General features: G+C 63.4%; 15 protein-coding genes and 1 pseudogene. 5 read left to right on the top strand and 11 right to left on the bottom strand.

Going from position 1 to position 17,854, the window contains the following annotated elements; translation table 11 throughout:
* Positions 1-123 precede the first annotated feature (123 nt).
* Positions 124-627 carry a hypothetical protein gene (locus F2P44_RS12850; protein WP_167087082.1) on the bottom strand — a complete coding sequence of 168 codons (504 nt, stop codon included), beginning with the start codon at positions 625-627 and terminating at the stop codon, positions 124-126.
* A gap of 302 nt (positions 628-929) precedes the next feature.
* Here F2P44_RS12850 and F2P44_RS12845 point away from each other — a divergent pair, with 302 nt between their 5' ends.
* Both F2P44_RS12845 and F2P44_RS36870 read left to right on the top strand, forming a co-directional pair.
* Positions 930-1,103 (top strand): hypothetical protein, encoded by a 174-nt coding sequence (locus F2P44_RS12845; protein ID WP_167087081.1) that lies wholly within the window; start codon positions 930-932, stop codon positions 1,101-1,103.
* Positions 1,104-1,117: 14 nt separating this feature from the next.
* Positions 1,118-1,255, top strand: coding sequence for a hypothetical protein (locus F2P44_RS36870; protein WP_502572632.1), 138 nt, complete (start codon positions 1,118-1,120; stop codon positions 1,253-1,255).
* Positions 1,256-1,494: 239 nt separating this feature from the next.
* Here F2P44_RS36870 and F2P44_RS12840 read toward each other — a convergent pair.
* The 6 genes and pseudogenes from F2P44_RS12840 to F2P44_RS12815 all read right to left on the bottom strand — a co-directional run.
* A pseudogene (locus F2P44_RS12840) lies at positions 1,495-2,196 on the bottom strand (CmpA/NrtA family ABC transporter substrate-binding protein); the annotation flags it as partial.
* Between the two features lie 375 nt (positions 2,197-2,571).
* Positions 2,572-2,862 (bottom strand): DUF427 domain-containing protein, encoded by a 291-nt coding sequence (locus F2P44_RS12835; protein WP_167087080.1) that lies wholly within the window; start codon positions 2,860-2,862, stop codon positions 2,572-2,574.
* Between the two features lies 1 nt (position 2,863).
* Positions 2,864-3,526 (bottom strand): DsbA family oxidoreductase, encoded by a 663-nt coding sequence (locus F2P44_RS12830; RefSeq protein ID WP_167087096.1) that lies wholly within the window; start codon positions 3,524-3,526, stop codon positions 2,864-2,866.
* Positions 3,527-3,586: 60 nt separating this feature from the next.
* On the bottom strand, positions 3,587-4,204 hold the full coding sequence (gene plsY / locus F2P44_RS12825) for a glycerol-3-phosphate 1-O-acyltransferase PlsY (protein ID WP_167087079.1): 618 nt from the start codon (positions 4,202-4,204) through the stop codon (positions 3,587-3,589).
* A gap of 243 nt (positions 4,205-4,447) precedes the next feature.
* Positions 4,448-6,877, bottom strand: a complete 2,430-nt coding sequence (locus F2P44_RS12820) for a M66 family metalloprotease (RefSeq protein ID WP_167087078.1) — start codon at positions 6,875-6,877, stop codon at positions 4,448-4,450.
* 235 nt (positions 6,878-7,112) lie between these two features.
* Entirely contained in the window at positions 7,113-7,604 is a 492-nt protein-coding gene (locus F2P44_RS12815) for an aminoacyl-tRNA deacylase (protein WP_167087077.1), read from the bottom strand.
* A 38-nt stretch (positions 7,605-7,642) separates the two neighbouring features.
* Between F2P44_RS12815 and F2P44_RS12810 the strand changes: the two genes are divergently transcribed.
* Positions 7,643-8,617 (top strand): endonuclease/exonuclease/phosphatase family protein, encoded by a 975-nt coding sequence (locus tag F2P44_RS12810; RefSeq protein WP_167087076.1) that lies wholly within the window; start codon positions 7,643-7,645, stop codon positions 8,615-8,617.
* Here the strand turns inward: F2P44_RS12810 and F2P44_RS12805 are convergent.
* Positions 8,598-11,090 carry a sensor domain-containing protein gene (locus F2P44_RS12805; protein WP_370662683.1) on the bottom strand — a complete coding sequence of 831 codons (2,493 nt, stop codon included), beginning with the start codon at positions 11,088-11,090 and terminating at the stop codon, positions 8,598-8,600. The genes F2P44_RS12810 and F2P44_RS12805 overlap by 20 nt on opposite strands.
* A gap of 335 nt (positions 11,091-11,425) precedes the next feature.
* On the opposite strand from F2P44_RS12805, the gene F2P44_RS12800 reads away from it, so the two are divergent.
* Both F2P44_RS12800 and F2P44_RS12795 read left to right on the top strand, forming a co-directional pair.
* Positions 11,426-12,652 (top strand): efflux RND transporter periplasmic adaptor subunit, encoded by a 1,227-nt coding sequence (locus tag F2P44_RS12800; RefSeq protein WP_167087074.1) that lies wholly within the window; start codon positions 11,426-11,428, stop codon positions 12,650-12,652.
* A 3-nt stretch (positions 12,653-12,655) separates the two neighbouring features.
* Positions 12,656-15,772: an efflux RND transporter permease subunit gene (locus tag F2P44_RS12795; RefSeq protein WP_167087073.1), complete on the top strand. Its 3,117-nt coding sequence runs from the start codon at positions 12,656-12,658 to the stop codon at positions 15,770-15,772.
* A gap of 339 nt (positions 15,773-16,111) precedes the next feature.
* Here the strand turns inward: F2P44_RS12795 and F2P44_RS12790 are convergent, their stop codons facing one another.
* The 3 genes from F2P44_RS12790 to F2P44_RS12780 all read right to left on the bottom strand — a co-directional run bounded on the left by F2P44_RS12790 (position 16,112) and on the right by F2P44_RS12780 (position 17,752).
* Positions 16,112-16,276 carry a hypothetical protein gene (locus tag F2P44_RS12790; RefSeq protein ID WP_167087072.1) on the bottom strand — a complete coding sequence of 55 codons (165 nt, stop codon included), beginning with the start codon at positions 16,274-16,276 and terminating at the stop codon, positions 16,112-16,114.
* Between the two features lie 76 nt (positions 16,277-16,352).
* The gene (gene xerD, locus F2P44_RS12785) at positions 16,353-17,258 is read right to left on the bottom strand and encodes a site-specific tyrosine recombinase XerD (protein WP_167087071.1); all 906 of its coding nucleotides are present in this window, start codon (positions 17,256-17,258) and stop codon (positions 16,353-16,355) included.
* Positions 17,231-17,752 (bottom strand): methylated-DNA--[protein]-cysteine S-methyltransferase, encoded by a 522-nt coding sequence (locus F2P44_RS12780; protein ID WP_167087070.1) that lies wholly within the window; start codon positions 17,750-17,752, stop codon positions 17,231-17,233. Before F2P44_RS12780 ends, xerD begins: the two co-directional genes overlap by 28 nt.
* Positions 17,753-17,854 lie beyond the last annotated feature (102 nt).

The raw sequence follows: 17,854 nt of genomic DNA, 5'->3' as shown, positions 1-17,854 counted from the left end.
TAACTTCTGCACCATCCGCTCCTGCCTCGACACCCTACGCAAACAAGGGCACAGCATGCTGGAAGTGCTGCGCCGTGCATTTGCTGGCGATCCGATCAGGCCAACTGCGTAGCGGCTGAATAGTTACCGAATGAGTTCCTTTGGCGCCGTCAACTTGACCAGCACCTCTCCCTTCATTTTCTTAGTGAAGCTTTCGGCCACCTGGCGTGCGAAAACTGCCGGCAAGAATCCCTTGTAGGCCTTGCCTTTCTCATTGATCAGATCCTGGTTTTTCGCCATGACCTCAGCAATACTCTCGAGCATTGCCTTCTGGCAGCGCTCTTCCAGCGTTCCCGGCGCAGGTGCAGGTAAGGCCTTTCCGGCGCTTTTCTTGTAGTTTTCCTTTGCGCCAGCGATAACTTTATCCGGTGACAGTCCTTTGTCGCCCTTCGTGGCGTCGCTAATCAAGTTCTGGTTGTCGGATATAACCAAGCGACCTGAACGCATGAGCGTAGTCAGTTGGGACGCTAGCTCTTCCTGTGTAAGCTCGGCCGCCGTCGCAAGGGGTGATGCAACACTAGCGCAAAGCATCATCAATAGGGTTGCGCGGGCACACTGGCGTCGTGCAATGTTTAAGATTCTTGGCATGTTGAACTCCTGGCAAATTAATGAAATTCGCGCTCCGGCGGCACGTCGTGCGCAGCGTGGTAAAGAGGGCCATATTGAGTTAAAAATTTACAGTCGGTACAAATGTTAAATGGAATACCGATACTTGAATGTATGCCAGACGCATGTTTACCTCAAGAAGAATCGATTATTTGTGCGTCTAGTGTGGTGAGTTAGAAATTTGCAGACAAAAACTCTCGATGCTCGCGAGGATGGCATCGGCCGCCCTATACTGGAAACTGGACCTGCTGCATGGAGAAAGGGCGACCGTGCGGAAATTGCCGATGCTGTCGGCCGCCTTGCTGGCGGTGCTGCTGACCGTGCTGACCCCGACGTTGTTGGGTGCCGGACGGGCGTGGTGCGCCGAACAGCAGTTAGATGCGTACAACAAAGCGACGGAGGGCGAGGATAGTCTGCGGGAAATGGTACTTCGTCTTCATGCCACGCGCATACGGTAGTGAACGGAGCTGGGATGACCGTGGCTTCCGATGGCGTGACTTTGCCAGAGCTCGCCGAATCAGTCTTGGACGAAATGCGCGAGACGATCACGGGCCTCCGCAGGTGGACGGCCCAATTGGAGCCGCTCCTCAACCTGGATCCGCGCCACTGACCCAACAACGATCGCGCGCTATCTGGCCGACCATGCCGAAACGCTGGCCATCAACACGCCGCGCCAGCGCCTCGTTGCCCTGGCCCAATGGCACATCCATACAAATCATGAAATGGACAAAACGGTGAAGATTTGTCCATTTTTTCTCAAACGCCGATGGACATCGACAAATCGTAAGTTGTCAAATTTACCTATGAAGTTTGATTGTCCACTTACGACGAGTTTGCACATACACCCAAGATATCCTGGGTGGTGGCGGCGGTGACCCCGACCCCATCGACGATGGCGCGGTGGTTCCACGGCTCGCCCACGCAAAAGCCATCCATGTTGCCGACGCGCATATTGGCCACCATCTGCGGTGGCGGCACGGTGATCACCTTGGCGTCCTTGAGCGGGTTGATGCCGTAGGTGGCCAGCCAGTAGTACAGCCACATCGCGTGGGTGCCGGTCGGGAAGGTCTGGGCGAAGGAATATTCGCGCTTGTCGGTCTGCATCAGCTTGGCGAGGGAGGCGCCATCCACGCCGCCCTTGTCGGCCACTTTTTTGGAGAGGGTGATGGCCTGGCCGTTGTGGTTCAGGTTCATCAGCACCGCCATGTCCTTCCTGGCGCCGCCCACGCCCATCTGGACGCCGTACAGCAGGCCGTAGAGCACATGGGCGGCGTCGAGTTCGCCGTTGACCAGCTTGTCGCGCACGCTGGCCCAGGACGATTCCTTGCTCAGGACAATCTTGATGCCGTATTTCTTGTCGAAGCCGAGCACCGAGGCCATCACCACCGAGGCGCAGTCGGTCAGGGGGATGAAGCCGATCTTGATGTCTTCTTTTTCGGGCTTGTCGGAGCCGGCGGCGAACACGCCGCCGCTGACAAGGCCGGTCAGCGAGACGGCGGCGCCGGCCTTGAGCAGGGTGCGGCGGGTCGGGATGGTGCGGTCGGTCGTCATGGTTCCCTCGTTTGGCAAGCCAGGCGCGGACGTGCGCCGTTACCAGGACATCAGCAAATGGCGTGCCAGCGGGAAACGAGAGTGAGGAAGAGGGAAGTTAAGGGCGGGAGGCGCCGTGATGGGGGGTTTTCGGCACTGTTATTGTGCGGCGCACCAAAAGCGCCCGTTGTGCCCACTTGACTACTATCCGTCGTTCCCGCGCAGGCGGGAATCCCATTCCGTAGCGCAGTTACAGGCGGCTCGACGAACTTGGATTCCCGCCTGCGCGGGAATGACGGTTTTGAGGTTGGTGGTCACAAAGCTGCTTAACTTAGCGGCAAAGGCTAGTTCCTGGAGAGGCGGGAAGTCGTTTCGGGCAGTGCCAGAAACGACGGGTTAACGCTGAACCGTAACGCCCTTCCAGAACGCCACGTGCCCGGCAATCTGCTTGGCAGCATCGAACGGTGCGCGATAGGTCCACACCGCGTCGCGCTTGGTTTCCCCATCGACCAGCAAACTGACATAGTTCGCCGTGCCCTTCCATGGGCACTTGGTCTCGGTCGCGCTCGGCTGTAAATAGTCCTGCCTGACCGCCGACATCGGGAAATACACATTGTTTTCGACGATCTGCACCTGGTCAATCGGCGCGTCGGCGATCACGGCACCGTTCCAGCTGGCTGTCGGCATCTCAATGCTCCTGCGACGTGGATTCGGCCGCGATCTGGCGCAGCGCCTGTTCGAACACTTCCGGCGCCTGCCCGCCCGAAATCAAGTGCCGGTCGTTGATGATGATGGCCGGCACCGAACTGATGCCTTGCTGCTGGTAGAACTGCTCGCGCTCGCGCACATCGCCGGCATACGCGCCGCTGGCAAGCACCTCGGCCGCCTGCACGGCATCCAGGCCCACTTCGCCCGCCACCCGCGCCAGCACGGCGTGGTCGCCCGGACTCTCGCCCTTGGTGAAATAGGTCTCGAACAGCGCCATCTTCAGTTCGCGCTGGCGCCCTTGCAGCTCGGCCCAGTGCAGCAGGCGGTGCGCGTCGAAGGTGTTGTAGATGCGGCTGCGCGCATCCATATCGAAGCGAAAGCCCAAGTCGGCGCCGCGCGCGCGGATCATGTCGCGTGTCTGCGCCCCCTGCTCCGGCGTGGCGCCGTATTTTTCAGTGAGGTGTTCGCCGATATCCTGGCCTTCGGCAACCATGTTCGGATTGAGCTCGAAGGGCTGGAAGTGCAGCTCGGCGCTCGCCACGCCGTCCAGGCGGCCCAGCGCCTGTTCCAGCGACTTGAGGCCAATCACGCACCAGGGGCAGGAGATATCGGATACAAAATCAATTTTCAGCTTGGTCACCAGGTGCTCCTGTCGGTCGGGCCTTCCATTCTAGCGCCAAGCCGCGGATCGCACCTGCGCGCCCTATTTTTTGGCGCCCGCCGATTTGCTGCCGATCTTGCTTTCCTTGCCGGCCATCAGCTTGGCGATGTTCTGGTTGTGGCGGAACAGCAGCAGCGAACTCATGGCCACCACGGCGAAAAACAGTTCATCGATGCCGAACGCCATCCCGTAGTAAATCGGCGCCAGGATCGCGGCCACCAGCGCCGCCAGCGACGAGTAGCGCGTCGTGAAGGCAACCACCAGCCAGGTCGCCAGCACCGCCAGGCCCAGCCAGACATTGATGCCGAGCAGCACGCCCAGGATGGTCGCCACGCCCTTGCCGCCCACAAAGCGGAAAAACACGGGCCACAGGTGCCCCAGGAACACGGCAACGGCCACCAGCGCGATGCCGGCCGTGCCCACCCCATACTCGCCCGCCAGGCGGATGGCCAGCCAGACCGCGAACCAGCCCTTGGCGCCGTCGCCGATCAGGGTGGCGATCGCCGCGCCCTTGTTGCCGCTGCGCAGCACGTTGGTCGCGCCCGGGTTCTTGGAACCGTAGGTGCGCGGGTCCGACAGGCTGAACAGGCGGCTCATCACCACGGCGAACGAAATCGAGCCGATCAGATAGGCGACGATGGTGAAAATGGCTGTAGTCATGGTGGTCTCTCTTGTTGGGAAGAGGCGCTGTGCGCCGGGCGTGAATATACACCATCCTCGCTGCCGGATCACCCCTGTCATCCTGATGCCGGGGCCGCCCGGGATACTGTTTCATCAACAGCGCAACAGCGGCCCCGTCAAAAGCCGGTGCACGCGCGCCGGCCGACGATCTTGTCGCCGCCATAAGAAAAACGGCCCTTGCGGGCCGCTTTCCATTACCAGGGGCCGCTGGCCCCCACCTTGTTACAGTGCGTTGTTGCGCTCCTGCCTGACCAGCGTCGTGTTGACGCCATCGGACAGGCTCAATTCAAACGCGCCACCGGCCGGCAGCGCGTCCAGCGACAAGACCGCGCTGCCATGTTGCAGATCCTGCGCCAGGGTCGTGCGCTTGCCATCGGTGACCAGCGTCACCGTCAGGTAAGGATAGCTGGCGTGATCCCAGCCCAGTTGCACCTTGCCGGCTTGCTCGCGCACCTGCACCGCGGCCGCGCGCTGGACGCTGCCCTCGGGGATCGCACGGGCTGTCGACTGCATCAGGTTCGCCTTGCCCTTGACCACGGAAATACTGACGATCGGGCCCGGGTGCGGAATCGACAAGCTAAAGTTGAGCGACTTCATGTCCTCTGGATGGTCGACCGCCAGCGTGCTGAACGGATAGTCGAGCGCGCCTTTGGCCGTCACGATATGCAAGGTGTACTCGCCCTTGGCCTGCAGCCTGGCGCGGCCGGTGAACGATTTCAGTGGCGAGAGCGTTGCCTTGTCGCCGCTGATCTGGCCGCTGACCAGGATCAGATCCTGCGCCGCAGCGCTCGCCGTCGTCGCCATGATCGCATCGGCCGGGGTCAGGAAGGCCTGCATCAGGTGGGTGTTGTAGTCCGAGAAGGTGCTGCCGCCGCAATAACTCATGATGTCATGGATATTCGTGCTGCGCGGATCGAAGAAGGCAGCCCTGCTGAACAGATAGCCCCAGGTGTAGTGGGTGCCCGTGCCCAGCTGCGCGTTCGGGTAGGGATACTTCGGATCGGGCGAGCCGGCACCGCCGCACGCGGCGTGGTTCAGACGGTAGTTATGGCCCAGTTCATGCACCACGATACCGCGCAAGCCGTCTTCATTCATCGACGGGATATCGGCGGCAACGCCACTGGTGCCCGGCACATAGGCCAGGCCGGCCAGGCCGTAAGTCGCTTTCGGAATGATGCCGAAGTAATGCTGGCGATCGTTGCCGTTTTCCAGGCGGTGCAAGTCGGCGATTTCGCCCAGGATTTTACCGAACGCATCTCTCCATTCGGTCTCATTGACGGGCATGCGCGTCACGCGCGACGACACATATGTGGCGCGGCCACGCTGGTTCACGGTCGACACCGGAATGCGGTCCTGCACGAAGTCACGCAGATTGCTGACCACACGGCCGACCGAGGTGCCGATCTGGACCGGAATCGTGACCAGCTCCATCGGCACGCCGCCACCGACGCGCGGATTGATGGTCTTGCTCTGGCCATTCGCCAGGACCACGTTCAGGCGCAGGCCCGGACGGACCAGGTCGGACGGCACCACTGCGATGTACGAGGTGTTCGCATCGGGCACGAGCGGCACGCTGGCGGGCAGCGCACCGGCTGGCTTGTTCAAGGCGATTTCGCGCAGGACATTGCCATTCGCATCCTTGACCTGGACTTTGCCGTCCGGCTTGGCCACGCCTGGCGTGTTGCTCAGGGCATTGACCTTGACCATCACTGCCTTGGCATTGATCAAGATCAGGGCGCTGTCGCTACTGTCGAACAGCTGCGATTGCGCCAGCTGGATGCTGCCGATCCGTGGATCGCCAGACGCCGGTGGCGTGGCGTCGGCAATCGGTGCGCCGGGGATATAGCAGCTTTTCACCAGGCCGGGGGCCGGGTTGGCCATCGCGCCCACGGTGCAATCGACACCATCGGTCTTGGTGTAGGTGTAATACTTGCCTTCCGCCCCGAACAGCACCGCATTGGTGCCGCTGAAATTGCAGCGGCCGCCTTCGGTGGCGCACAAGGTCCACGTGACTTGGGCCTTGTCGCAACGCTTGGCGATGCCCGGCGTTGGATCGCCAAACACATTGCTGTTGCAAGCCACGCCGCCGGTCGCCGTCTTGCTCATGAAGCTGGTGCCGGAACCATAGCGCACGGTGCGCGTGTCGCCAAAAGCGCACTGGCCGCCCTCGACGCCGCACGCTTCCCAGGTGCTGGTCACTTCGCAATGCTTGGCCACGCCCGGCGCCGGATCGCCAAAGGTGGCGGTGTTGCACGAGGCGCCCCAGCCCAGCGTCTTGCTGACGAAGCGGTTGCCCGCGCCATAGCGCACGGTCTGGTTGCCGTTGAAAACGCAACGGCTATTTTCGTTCGCGCAGAATGTCCATTGGGTGGTCGAGGCGGCGGCGGCCATGCCCATGGTGGTGGCGTTGGCGATCGGGGCGGCAGCGCTGCCAAGGCTGGCGCCGCCGCCGCTGATCACGCCGACCCCGGCCGTATCGGCGCTGCTCGCCTCAGGCGGCGCGGTGGCCGCATCGGCGCTGCTGGCGACAGGCGGCGGGCTGGCCGCAGCGGGTGCGTGGCGCTCGCCCGATGCGCCGGTGTTATCGCCGCATGCGGTCAACACCCCGCTGGTGAAGGCAATCATTGCCAGGCATTTCAACAAACGTCTCATGTCTACTCCGGATCAGTGTTTCAGGGATTTATTCATGCAAATAGGCTGCACATTAACCTGACGGACTGGGCAAAGTAAACTTTTGTTAAGACTATTAGTCAAAACTCCATGGAATATTTGCAACAATACTACGCACCATGCTGCGCGGGAAGGATTTGAGGCGAATTCCCCCCAAATACTTACACTCATGCATTTATTCGCATCGCAAGCCTGGCAAGCTTTAGCAGGACCGGTGCTACTCTTCCAGCGCGCATCTGACCGGGCGCGCAGCGAGCAGGTCGACCAGCACGCGCGGGGCAATGCCGACCAGGTAGCCGCGCCGCCCGCCGTTGATATAAATCGTTTCCAGCGCCAGGATGCTCTCTTCCACATACACCGGCAGCGCCTTGCGCGTGCCGAACGGCGAGGTGCCGCCGATCTGGAAACCGGAATGGCGCTGCGCCACCTCGGGCTTGCACGGTTCAACCGACTTGCAGGCAATGGCGCGCGCCAGGTTCTTGGTCGATACCTTGCAGTCGCCATGCATCAGCACGATCAGCGGCTTGGCCGCTTCATCCTGCATCACCAGCGTCTTGACGACGTGGTGCTCGGGTACGCCCAGCTCGCGCGCCGACACCGACGTGCCGCCATGTTCTTCGTACGGATAAGGATGTTCGCTGAACATCACACCGTGCTTGCGCAGGAACTGCGTCGCCGGTGTTTCGGAAATGTGCTCTTTCTTGGCCATGCGTGATACGCTAAACGTTCAATGAGGAGTTTCTTATTATGCAGCAAGAAATTCGCTTTGCCACCTTCAATGTGTACAACCTCGCCCCGCCCGGGGCAAAGCTGTACGACAATCTCCTGCCGACCACGCCGGAAGAATACGAGGCCAAGCTAAACTGGACCGCGCGCCAGATCGACCTGCTCGACGCCGACGTGATCGGCTTCCAGGAGATTTTTTCGCAAGCCGCCCTGCTTGACGCGCTGGCGCGCACGCGCCGCTACCGCGATGCCTTTCACGTCGGTTTCGACCCCGATCCGGGCGCCGAACGCCTCACGCCCAGCGTGGCGCTGGTCTCGCGCCTGCCGCTGGCCGCGCCCGGCGTGGCGCACCTGGCATTTCCCGAGGGCGTGGCGCTGCCGCCCGGCAGCCGCGAGGCGGACCGCTTTTCGCGCGCCGTGATCCATGCGCCGGTGATCGTCTCGCCCGACTGCACGGTCGACGTGGTGGTGGTGCATCTGAAATCGAAGCGCCCCGACTACCGCAACGGCGACAGCAGCGAAGACCCGCAACTGTACGCGCTGGCCTGCCTGCGCTCGCTGGTCCGGCGCGGCACTGAGGCGGTGGCCCTGCGTGTGTTCCTGAGCAAACTGGCCAGGGAACACCAGCGCCCGCGCGTGGTGCTGGGCGACTTCAACGATGTGGCCGACGCGGTCACCACCATGATCGTGCTGGGCAACGGCAATACCCTGGGCGAGCGCATGTTCGACGCCTACCAGTTGCAGCAGCGGCAAGACCACCTGCGCCACGTGGGGTTTTCCATCGTGCACGACAGCCAGTACACGACCATCGACCATATCCTGGTGTCGGAACAATTCAATGCGTCCCTGCCCAACGCGCTCGGCGAGGTGGTCGACGTGGTCTACCTGAACGACCACGTGGTGCTGGAACTGCCCGAAGCCTCCGACCATGGCCAAGTGCTGGCGCGCATCCGCCTGTTCGACGGCCCGGGCGGGCTCAGCGAGGGCGCGGCTTGAGGTCCGGGTCGCTCGACGCCATGCTGGCGTAATACCCCTGGTAATCGTCGCAGCCGTGCCGCTTCAAGAACTGCAGCTGCTCGGCGGTCTCGACGCCCTCGGCGATCACGCGCAGCTTGAGGCTGCGCGCCACCGCGATGATGGCTGGAATCAGGTTGGCCGGCGGGTTCGCGCCCGAGTCCGGCTGCGGGATTTCCATCACGAACGAGCGGTCGATTTTCAGCCTGGTCAGCGGATAGCGGCGCAGGAAGCTCAGGCTCGAATAGCCGGTGCCGAAGTCGTCGATGGTCAGCTGCACACCGCGCGCGCGCAGGGTGGCGATGGTGGCCATGGTGGTGTCGTCGCCGCGCATGATGACGCTTTCGGTGATTTCGAGGTTGAGCAACTCGGGCGCCAGCCCGGACAGCCGCAGCGCTTCCTCGACGCTGTGCACCAGGCCGCCGTCGATGAACTGCGCGCCCGACAGATTGACCGCCACCATCACCGGACAACCCTCGTCGCGCCATGCGCGTGCGCGTGCGCACGCCTGTTGCAGCACCCACTCGCCGATCGGCACCATCAGCCCGCATTCCTCGGCCACGGGAATGAACTGGTGCGGCATGAGCAGGCCGCGCTGCGGATGGCGCCAGCGCAGCAGCGCTTCGACCGCCGTGGCCTGGCCGCTGGCGATGTTAATTTCGGGTAGGTATTCGAGCACGAACTCCTGGTTCGACAGCGCGTGCCGCAATTCGTTCTCGATCTGCACCCGTTCGATGACGTGGGCGTTCATGTCGGCATTGAAGAAGCTGAAGGCGTTGCGCCCGTTCTGCTTGGCGTGGTACATGGCCACGTCGGCGTTTTTCAGCAGGGTGTCGACGTCCAGGCCGTCGTCCGGGCAGATGGCGATGCCGATCGATACCGACAGGCTGATCGTGTGGCTATCGCTGCGCACCGGCTGCGCCACCGCGTGCATGACGCTGGTGGCGACGTGGGCGGCCTGGTCGACCCCGCCGATATCGGCCAGGATGACCACGAATTCGTCGCCGCCCTGGCGGCTGACCGTATCGACCCCGCGCACGCAGCCGGTCAGGCGGATGGCCACTTCCTTGAGCACGGCGTCGCCCACGTGGTGGCCGAAGCTGTCGTTGATGCCCTTGAAGCGGTCCAGGTCGAGGAACATGACGCCCACCTTGGTATGCTGGCGCCGCGCCGACACCAGCGCCTGTTGCAGGCGGTCGAGAAACAGCACGCGGTTCGGCAGGTCGGTCAGGAAGTCGTGCTCGGCCAGGTAGCGGGTCTGTTCCTCGGCGCGCTTGCGCTCGGTGATGTCGGTCATGATCGCCATGTAGTTCGAGACTTGCTCGGCACTGTCGCGAATCGCCGTGACCGCCACCCACACCGGGATATCGTCGTCATCGCGCCGCACGCAGCACACTTCACCTTCCCAGTGGTCGTGCACCGCCACGAAGTCCCAGATCTGCTGGTAGAAGGAGGCGTCGTGCATGCCGGAGAGCAGGCCCGGCACTTCGCCGCCCATCACGTCCCCCGCCGCCCTCCCGGTCAGGGTGGTAAACGCCTGGTTGACGGCGATCACCCGGTAGTGGCGGTCGGTGATGAGGATGGCGTCGCGCGAATTCTCGAACACCCGCGCGGCCATGGCCAGCGCGTGCTCGGCCGCCTTGCGCGGGGAAATGTCGCGCAGCACCGCGTAGGACAGGAATGCGTGGTCCAGGGTCACCGAGGTGAGCAGTACCTCGGCCCAGATATGGGCGCCGTCGGGCAAGCTGAATTCCCACTCGTAGCGGTTGTTGCCGTCGATGAAGGCGCGCGAGGCAAGGGCGGCGTCGGCCACCACCGAGGTTTCGCCGGTGGCCTGCACCTCGGGCGAAAAATCGAGCAGGGTCTTGCCGACGATATAGTGCTTGTCGGCGCAGTGGAACAGCGCCACGGCGGCCGGGTTGGCATCGATGATGCCATTCCCCTTGATCAGCACGATGGCGTCGGTGGAGCGCTCGAACAGCTGGCGGAAGTTGGTGCCCGCCTCGATCAGTTCAGCTTCGTCGACCTTGCGCTTGCTGATGTCCACTTCCATGCAAAACAGTTGCTGGGTCACGCCGTCGCGCAGCACCGGGAAGTGGGTCGAGTACAGCCAGCGCTCGCTACCATCCTGGCGCCGGATGTGCCAGTCGCGCGGCGGCGCCGTGCGCCCGGTCTTCCACACCGTTTCCAGCGTGTTGCGGAAGTCTTCTTCGCGCTCCAGGTGCGAGGACAGGCTGGTCAGGGGACGCCCGACCGCCTCGGCCGCGGAAATGCCGAACACCTCGGCGCAGGTATGGTTCCAGTAGCGCACGATGCCGTTGCGGTCGGTGCTGTGCACGGCGACGGTCGGCGCCAGTTCAAGGGCAGCGACGAAGCGGTACAGGACGTCGAGCGCCTCGCGCCCCGGTCCTTCCGGCTCGACACTGCCCGCTTGGGCAGGTTTATCAGCACTCACGGTGATCCCTTCATCTCGTTGTGGACTGGGCTTGCCGGCAAGCCGGCCATGGCTCATTAGACCCATTCTGACGACGCGGGTTCGCTTCCGTTTGCGCGCACGCAAAGCGGGGGATGGGAGAATTGTTTCTTATCCGCAAAATTTGCGCTTTGTCGGGTTTTTTTGCAGTTCGTCGTGCCGGAACGGCGGTCTGTCGCATTCGGCGTGCAGACGGGCCGCCGCTTTTCTATAGTGACAACATGCGCCCGTGACGCCATCCCGCCCCCGGGACGGCGCACCGGCGCTCCCGGATCGCATCCCAGCCACCCGCCCGACCAGAAGAAGACCAAGCCACCATGAAACTCGAGACCTTGCCCAGCGCGCCGGCCCAACCCATCCTTCGCAAGCCACGCTGGCGTGCTCCCGCGCTCGGCGTGCTGATCGTCGCGCTCGGCGCCGGCGGCTGGTTTGTCCTGCAGGCGCGCCAGCCGGCCGCCGCATCCGCCGCCAAGGGCGCCGACGCCAAGAAAGCGGCGCCGGTGTACGAATTGGCGCGCGCCGACGTGGCGGCCATCGCCGCCGGCGAGCTGAGCGTCAACATGCCGCTCTCCGGTTCGCTGGCGCCGCTGACCCAGGCCACCGTCAAGTCCAAGGTCTCGGGCCAGGTGCTGGAAACCACGGTACAGGAAGGCATGAACGTGGCCGCCGGCCAGGTGCTGGCGCGGCTCGACCAGGCCGACCAGAAAGCCCGCCTGGCGCAGCAGCAGGCCGCGCTCGATGAAGCCAATGCGCGCCTGTCGATGGCCACCAAGAACAATGCCAACAGCGCCGCTTTGCTGGCGCAAAAATACATTTCGCAAAACGCCTATGACACCACCGACAACAGCGTGGCGCTGGCGCGCGCCAGCGTGCGCGCCGCCCAGGCCCAGGTGGAGCTGGCCCGCATCGCCGTCAACGACACGGTGATCCGCGCGCCGCTGGCGGGCGTGGTCAGCAAGCGCCACGCGCAGGCCGGCGACAAGCTCTCGCCCGACATGCCGGCGTTCTCCATCGTCAACCTGCAACGGCTGACGCTCGAAGCGCAGGTGCCGGCCTCGGACATCCCGCGCGTGAAGATCGGCCAGGAAGTGCAGTTCCGGGTCGACGGCTACCCGGGCCGCACCTTCCTCGGCAAGGTGGCGCGCATCAACCCGACCGCCGAAACCGGTTCGCGCGGCATGCTGGTCTATATCAGTGTCGACAATGCCGACAGCGCCCTGCGCGGCGGCATGTTCGCCAAGGGATCGATCACCACCCAAAAATCGGCGCTGCGCCCGCTGCTGCCGCTGGCCGCCCTGCGCAAGGACCAGGACCTCGACGTGGTCTACGTCGTCGAATCGGGCAAGGTGGTGGTGCGCCCGGTCACCCTGGGCCTGCGCAACGACGATGAAGGCATGGTCGAAGTGACCAACGGCCTGGAACACGGCGCGCGCGTGATCACCGCCCGCCTCGACGCCGTCAAGCCCGGCAGCCAGGTCAAACTGAGCGAACCGCCCGCCAGCGTCACCAGCGCGCCGGCCGCCCCCGCCGCACCGAAAGGCTGAGCCATGTGGATCACGACAACCAGTATCAAGAATCCGGTGTTCGCCACCATGGTGATGGTCGCGCTGGTGGTGCTCGGCCTGTTCTCGTACCGCCGCCTGGGCGTCGAGAGCATGCCCAACGTCGCCATCCCGGTCGCCTACGTGCAGGTCAACTACCCCGGGGCCTCGCCCGAGCAGGTTGAAAACGACATCACCCGCCCGCTCGAAGACGCCATCAACACCGTCAGCGGCGTGAAGAAAATCCGCAGCAATTCCTGGGAAGGCCGGGCCGGCGTGCAGGTCGAATTCCACCTGTCGACCAATATGGACAAGGCCATGACCGACATGCGCGACAAGATCGGCCTGGCGCGCCCCGGTTTTCCGAAGGAAGCCAAGGAACCGTTCATCGCCCGTGAAGAGGGCGACAACAGCCGCGCCATCGTGGAACTGTCGCTCATGTCCGACACGCGCAGCCTGCGCGAACTGTCGACCCTGACCGAGCAAGTCATCACCAAGCGCCTGCAAGGCGTGGCCGGGGTCGGCCAGGTGCGCGTGCACGGCATGACCAACCGCCAGATCCTGGTCCACATCCGGCCCGACGGCCTGACCAGCCAGAATATCGGCGTCGATGAAGTGCTGCGCGCGATCCAGAGCACCAACACCAATCTGCCGGCCGGGAACATCGCCTACGGCGCCGCCGAACGCCTGGTGCGCATCGAAGGCAAGATCAAGGATGCGCGCGGCTTCAACAAGATCATCGTGGCGCGCCGCGCCAGCGGTCCGGTCTACCTTGACCAGGTGGCCGACGTGGTCGACGGCGAGCAGGAAGAAAGCTCGATCTCGCGCATCAACGGCAAGCGCGCCATCACGCTCGAAGTGACCAAGATCCAGGACGCCAACGTGGTCGAAGTGGGCACCGCAATCAAGAAAGCGGTGACGGCGCTGGGCACCACCCTGCCGGCCGACATCCGCATCAGCATCCTGGAAGACCAGTCGGACCGCGTGCAAAAGCAGCTCGACAACGTCAAGCGCACCATCATGGAAGGCGCGCTGCTGACGATGCTGATCGTGTTCCTGTTCCTGCACTCGTGGCGCAGCACCATCATCACCGGGTTGACGTTACCGATTTCAGTGATGGCCAGCTTTATCGCCATGCAGTTCTTCGGCTTCACGCTCAACTTCCTGACCCTGATGGCGCTGTCGCTGTGCATTGGCCTCTTGATCGACGACGCCATCGTGGTGCGTGAAAACATCGTGCGCCACCTCGGCATGGGCAAGAGCCACGTCCAGGCCGCCAATGACGGCACCAACGAAATCGGGCTGGCGGTGATGGCCACCACCTTCGCCATCGTCGCCGTGTTCGTGCCGGTCGCTTTCATGGAAGGCATCATCGGGCGCTTCTTCCTGCAATTCGGGATCACGGTGGCGGTGGCGGTGATGGTGTCGCTGTTCGTCAGCTTCACGCTCGACCCGATGCTCTCGTCGGTGTGGCGCGACCCGGTCAAGGACCGCTTCAAGTACGTGCCGTGGCTGGGACGCGGCATGGAGCGCATCGAGCAGGGCATCGAGCGCCTGCACGTCTGGTACGGCAAGGTGCTGGAACTGGCGCTACGCTGGCGCAAATCGACCCTGGCACTGGCGCTGGCGCTGTTCGTCGGCAGCCTGGCCCTGATGCCGATGATCGGCGGCGAGATGTTCCCGGAAACGGACGACGGCTACATCCACATGGAATTCAAGGCGCCGGTCGGATCGAGCCTGGAATACACCGACCAGAAGATGCAGCAGGTCGAAGCGGCCTTGAAACCGCTCAAGGAAATCGATAGCGCGATCACCACCGTCGGTACCGACAACGGACGCCACACGGCCCAGATGAACCTGAAGCTGACCGACGTGCACAAGACCGGGCGCCGCTCGCAGAAGGAAGTCGAAGGCCTGATCCGCGAGCGCCTGCAGTCGATTGCCGGGATCACCATGTCGGTGGGCTGGAAGCCGATCTTCATCGCCATCCTGGGCCAGGACGAGGCCAAGCTGGACGCCGTGGCGCACCAGTTGATGGACAAGATGCGCAAGATCAAGGGCATCGCCGACCTGGAATATAGCCAGGAAGGCGCCAGTCCGGCCACCATCATCAAGATCAACAATGAACTGGCGAGCGACCTGGGGCTGTCGACCCAGCAGATCGGGCTGGCGCTGCGGCCGTTCGTGGCGGGCGACCAGATCAGCCGCTGGCTGGCGCCGGATGGGCAGAACTACGACGTCAACGTGCAGTTGCCCAAGTCGGGGCGCCAGAAGGTGGCCGACCTCGCCGACCTGTCGCTGGCGTCGGGCAAGCGCGATGCGCAAGGCAATCCGGTGATGGTGCCGCTGCGCCAGGTGGTGCAATTCGTGCCCTCGACCAGCCCGCAGGTGCTCAAGCGCCAGGCGCTGGAACGCCGCGTGGCGATCTACGCCAGCGCCGAAGGGCGTCCGACGGGCGACGTGGATGGCGACGTCAAGCTGGCCATGAAGAGCATCGAACTGCCCGATGGCGTGCGCTTCGACGTCGGCGGCGACGCCGAGCAGATGGCTGAAACCATGGGCGCGGCCGGCACCGCGCTGGGCATTGCGGTGATCTTCATTTACCTGGTGCTGGCGTCGCAGTTCGGCAGCTTCCTGCAGCCGATTGCGATCATGGTGTCCTTGCCGCTGTCGATGATCGGGGTGCTGATTGCCTTGCTGGTGACGGGCAGCACCCTGAATATCTTTTCGGTGATCGGGATTGTGATGCTGATGGGGCTGGTGACCAAGAACGCGATTTTGCTGGTGGACTTTACCAATCACGGCCAGCGCGAAGGCAAGAGCCAGCACGATGCGATCCTGGAGGCGGGCCAGGTGCGCTTGCGGCCGATCCTGATGACGACCCTGGCGATGATCTTCGGCATGCTGCCGATGGCGATCGGCATGGGCGACGGCGGCGAAACGCAGGCGCCGATGGGACGCGCGGTGATCGGCGGGGTGATTACCTCAACCTTGCTGACGCTGGTGGTGGTGCCGGTGGCGTACACCTATCTGGACAGCCTGGGCAAGCGCGTGGCGCGCTGGTTCAGGGGCAATCAGAAGGCGGAGGAGCATGAGGAGGAGAAGGTTGTCGTGAGCGCCTGAACGGCGGCCTGCGCATCCTTGATTCCCTAAACGCAAAACCGTCGTTCCTGGCACTGCCAGAAACGATTTCCCGCGCCCAGGCGGCGCCCGGCGGGAACGACGGCCTTCGATTCACCGTCGCCATCGCCAAGGCGATACTCAGCGAAACGCATGCGTTCCCGCTGAGTTCGCAATCGACCGACAGCGCATCCTTGATACCCTAAACGCAAAACCGTCGTTCCCGCGAAGGCGGGAACCCAAGTTCGTGCCGCAGCTACTGGCTACACAGATAACTTGGGTTCCCACCTGCGTGGGAACGACGGTTGTCAGGCTGGTGGCCGAGATCCCGGCCAGCGCAATTTATTCCGGCTTCGCTTCCTCAGCGTCATCTTCATCCGGTGTCTCATTCTCTTCACCGCCAGGCGTGGTCTTGGCTTCCAGCTTGCGCCTGGCCTTCTCATCCGCCTTTTTCTTCTTTTCTAATTCCCTCTGCCGCTTTTCGTACTGGAAATTAGTTTTAGCCATGGATCACCTCTTGGGTTATAAAAGAAAGGGGGTAGTAAGACAGCATTATGACGCAGTTATGCCATCGGCATTTGAATTAACCACGTGGATGATGCTCGGCATGCAGGCGCTTCATGCGCTCGCGCGCAACATGCGTGTAAATTTGTGTAGTCGAAATATCCGCGTGCCCCAGCAACAGTTGCACAACCCGCAAGTCGGCGCCGTGATTGAGCAAATGCGTGGCAAACGCGTGGCGCAAGGTATGCGGCGACAGCGGCGCCGTGATCCCGGCATGGCCCGCATGCTTCTTGATCAGAATCCAGAACATCTGGCGCGTCATCGGTCCCCCGCGCCCGGTCACGAACAAGGCATCGTCCATCTGGCCATTCAGGATGATCCCACGCGCCTCGCCCAGGTAGCGTTCGATCCACTGGCGCGCCACCTGCCCGAAGGGCACCAGGCGCGTTTTACTGCCCTTGCCGGTGATGCGCAGCACGCCATCGTTCAGGCTCAGCTCCATGACCTTGAGCGTCACCAGCTCCGACACCCGCAAGCCGCTCGCATACATCAATTCGAGCATGGTGCGCTCGCGCAGCCCCAGCGGCGTGCTCACGTCGGGCGCGGCCAGCAAGGCTTCCACCTGCGCTTCGGTCAGGGTATGCACGAACCGCTGCGGCTGCTTGGCCGAGGCCAGTTGCAGGCAGGGATCGGCCGTGAGCTCCTTGTTGCGCAGCGCCAGCTGGTAAAAGCGCTTGAGCACCGACAGGCGCCGGTTGGCCGTACTCGGCTTGGACTCGGCATGGCGGTCGGAAAAATACGCTTCCAGGTCGCTTGCGGCCACCGCGTGCAGGCTGGCCAGCGCCGGACGCGTGACTTCCAGCCAGCGCGCGAACAGGCGCAAGTCGCGCCGGTAAGCGTCGATCGAGTTTTTCGCCAGCCCCTGCTCCAGCCACAGCTGGTCGCAGAAGGCGTCGATCAGTTGAAGATTGATTGCTGTTGCCATGGTCCCTTGCCAGCCCCTTCATGCGCCAGCAGCCAGCGCTTGACGCCCAGGTGGAAACCATTTTCATCGTCATGGTGTGAAAAGCCGCCCAGCCCGCCGGCGGCGGTGACCCGGTGGCAGGGAATGATGATCGGGAACCAGTTGGCGCCGCAGGCCTGCCCCACCGCGCGCGGCGCCGAGCCGATGTGCTTGGCGACCTGTCCGTAGGTGCGCACCGTGCCGCGCGGGATCGCGGCGATCGCGTCCCACACCTTGCGCTGGAAGGTGCTGCCGGCATCGACGAGCGGCAAGTCGAAGCGGAAATCGGGGTCGAGCAGGTAGTGTCCGACCTGCTGCGCGGCCAGTTCGGCGACCGCATCGAGCGCGTCTTTTTCACCGAAATGGGGAGGCAGGTACACCAGCTCGCGCACGCGCGCGGCCTCGGTGCGGATGCCGATGGCGCCGAAGGGCGCAGCCACGATGGCCGAGAAGATGGTCTCTGCTGGATTGTTCATGTACGCAGTGTAGCGCAGCGACGGCGCCAAACCAATCCGGCGCGCTTTCCGGCAGACGAAAAAAAACGCACCTTGCGGTGCGTTCCAAATTTTATTCACGTT

The sequence above is a fragment of the Massilia frigida genome, from assembly GCF_011682175.1.
In the GTDB taxonomy this organism is placed as follows: domain Bacteria; phylum Pseudomonadota; class Gammaproteobacteria; order Burkholderiales; family Burkholderiaceae_D; genus Telluria_A; species Telluria_A frigida.
The sequence above is the reverse complement of the archived record's forward strand: the minus strand, read 5'-3'. Positions and strand labels throughout refer to the sequence as shown.

What these genes read in the sequence shown, in the direction of transcription:
- F2P44_RS12850 (WP_167087082.1), bottom strand. Translation starts at nt 627, where the DNA reads ATGCCAAGAATCTTAAACATTGCACGACGCCAGTGTGCCCGCGCAACC.
- F2P44_RS12845 (WP_167087081.1), top strand. Translation starts at nt 930, where the DNA reads ATGCTGTCGGCCGCCTTGCTGGCGGTGCTGCTGACCGTGCTGACCCCG.
- F2P44_RS36870 (WP_502572632.1), top strand. Translation starts at nt 1,118, where the DNA reads ATGACCGTGGCTTCCGATGGCGTGACTTTGCCAGAGCTCGCCGAATCA.
- F2P44_RS12835 (WP_167087080.1), bottom strand. Translation starts at nt 2,862, where the DNA reads ATGCCGACAGCCAGCTGGAACGGTGCCGTGATCGCCGACGCGCCGATT.
- plsY (WP_167087079.1), bottom strand. Translation starts at nt 4,204, where the DNA reads ATGACTACAGCCATTTTCACCATCGTCGCCTATCTGATCGGCTCGATT.
- F2P44_RS12820 (WP_167087078.1), bottom strand. Translation starts at nt 6,877, where the DNA reads ATGAGACGTTTGTTGAAATGCCTGGCAATGATTGCCTTCACCAGCGGG.
- F2P44_RS12815 (WP_167087077.1), bottom strand. Translation starts at nt 7,604, where the DNA reads ATGGCCAAGAAAGAGCACATTTCCGAAACACCGGCGACGCAGTTCCTG.
- F2P44_RS12810 (WP_167087076.1), top strand. Translation starts at nt 7,643, where the DNA reads ATGCAGCAAGAAATTCGCTTTGCCACCTTCAATGTGTACAACCTCGCC.
- F2P44_RS12800 (WP_167087074.1), top strand. Translation starts at nt 11,426, where the DNA reads ATGAAACTCGAGACCTTGCCCAGCGCGCCGGCCCAACCCATCCTTCGC.
- F2P44_RS12795 (WP_167087073.1), top strand. Translation starts at nt 12,656, where the DNA reads ATGTGGATCACGACAACCAGTATCAAGAATCCGGTGTTCGCCACCATG.
- F2P44_RS12790 (WP_167087072.1), bottom strand. Translation starts at nt 16,276, where the DNA reads ATGGCTAAAACTAATTTCCAGTACGAAAAGCGGCAGAGGGAATTAGAA.
- xerD (WP_167087071.1), bottom strand. Translation starts at nt 17,258, where the DNA reads ATGGCAACAGCAATCAATCTTCAACTGATCGACGCCTTCTGCGACCAG.
- F2P44_RS12780 (WP_167087070.1), bottom strand. Translation starts at nt 17,752, where the DNA reads ATGAACAATCCAGCAGAGACCATCTTCTCGGCCATCGTGGCTGCGCCC.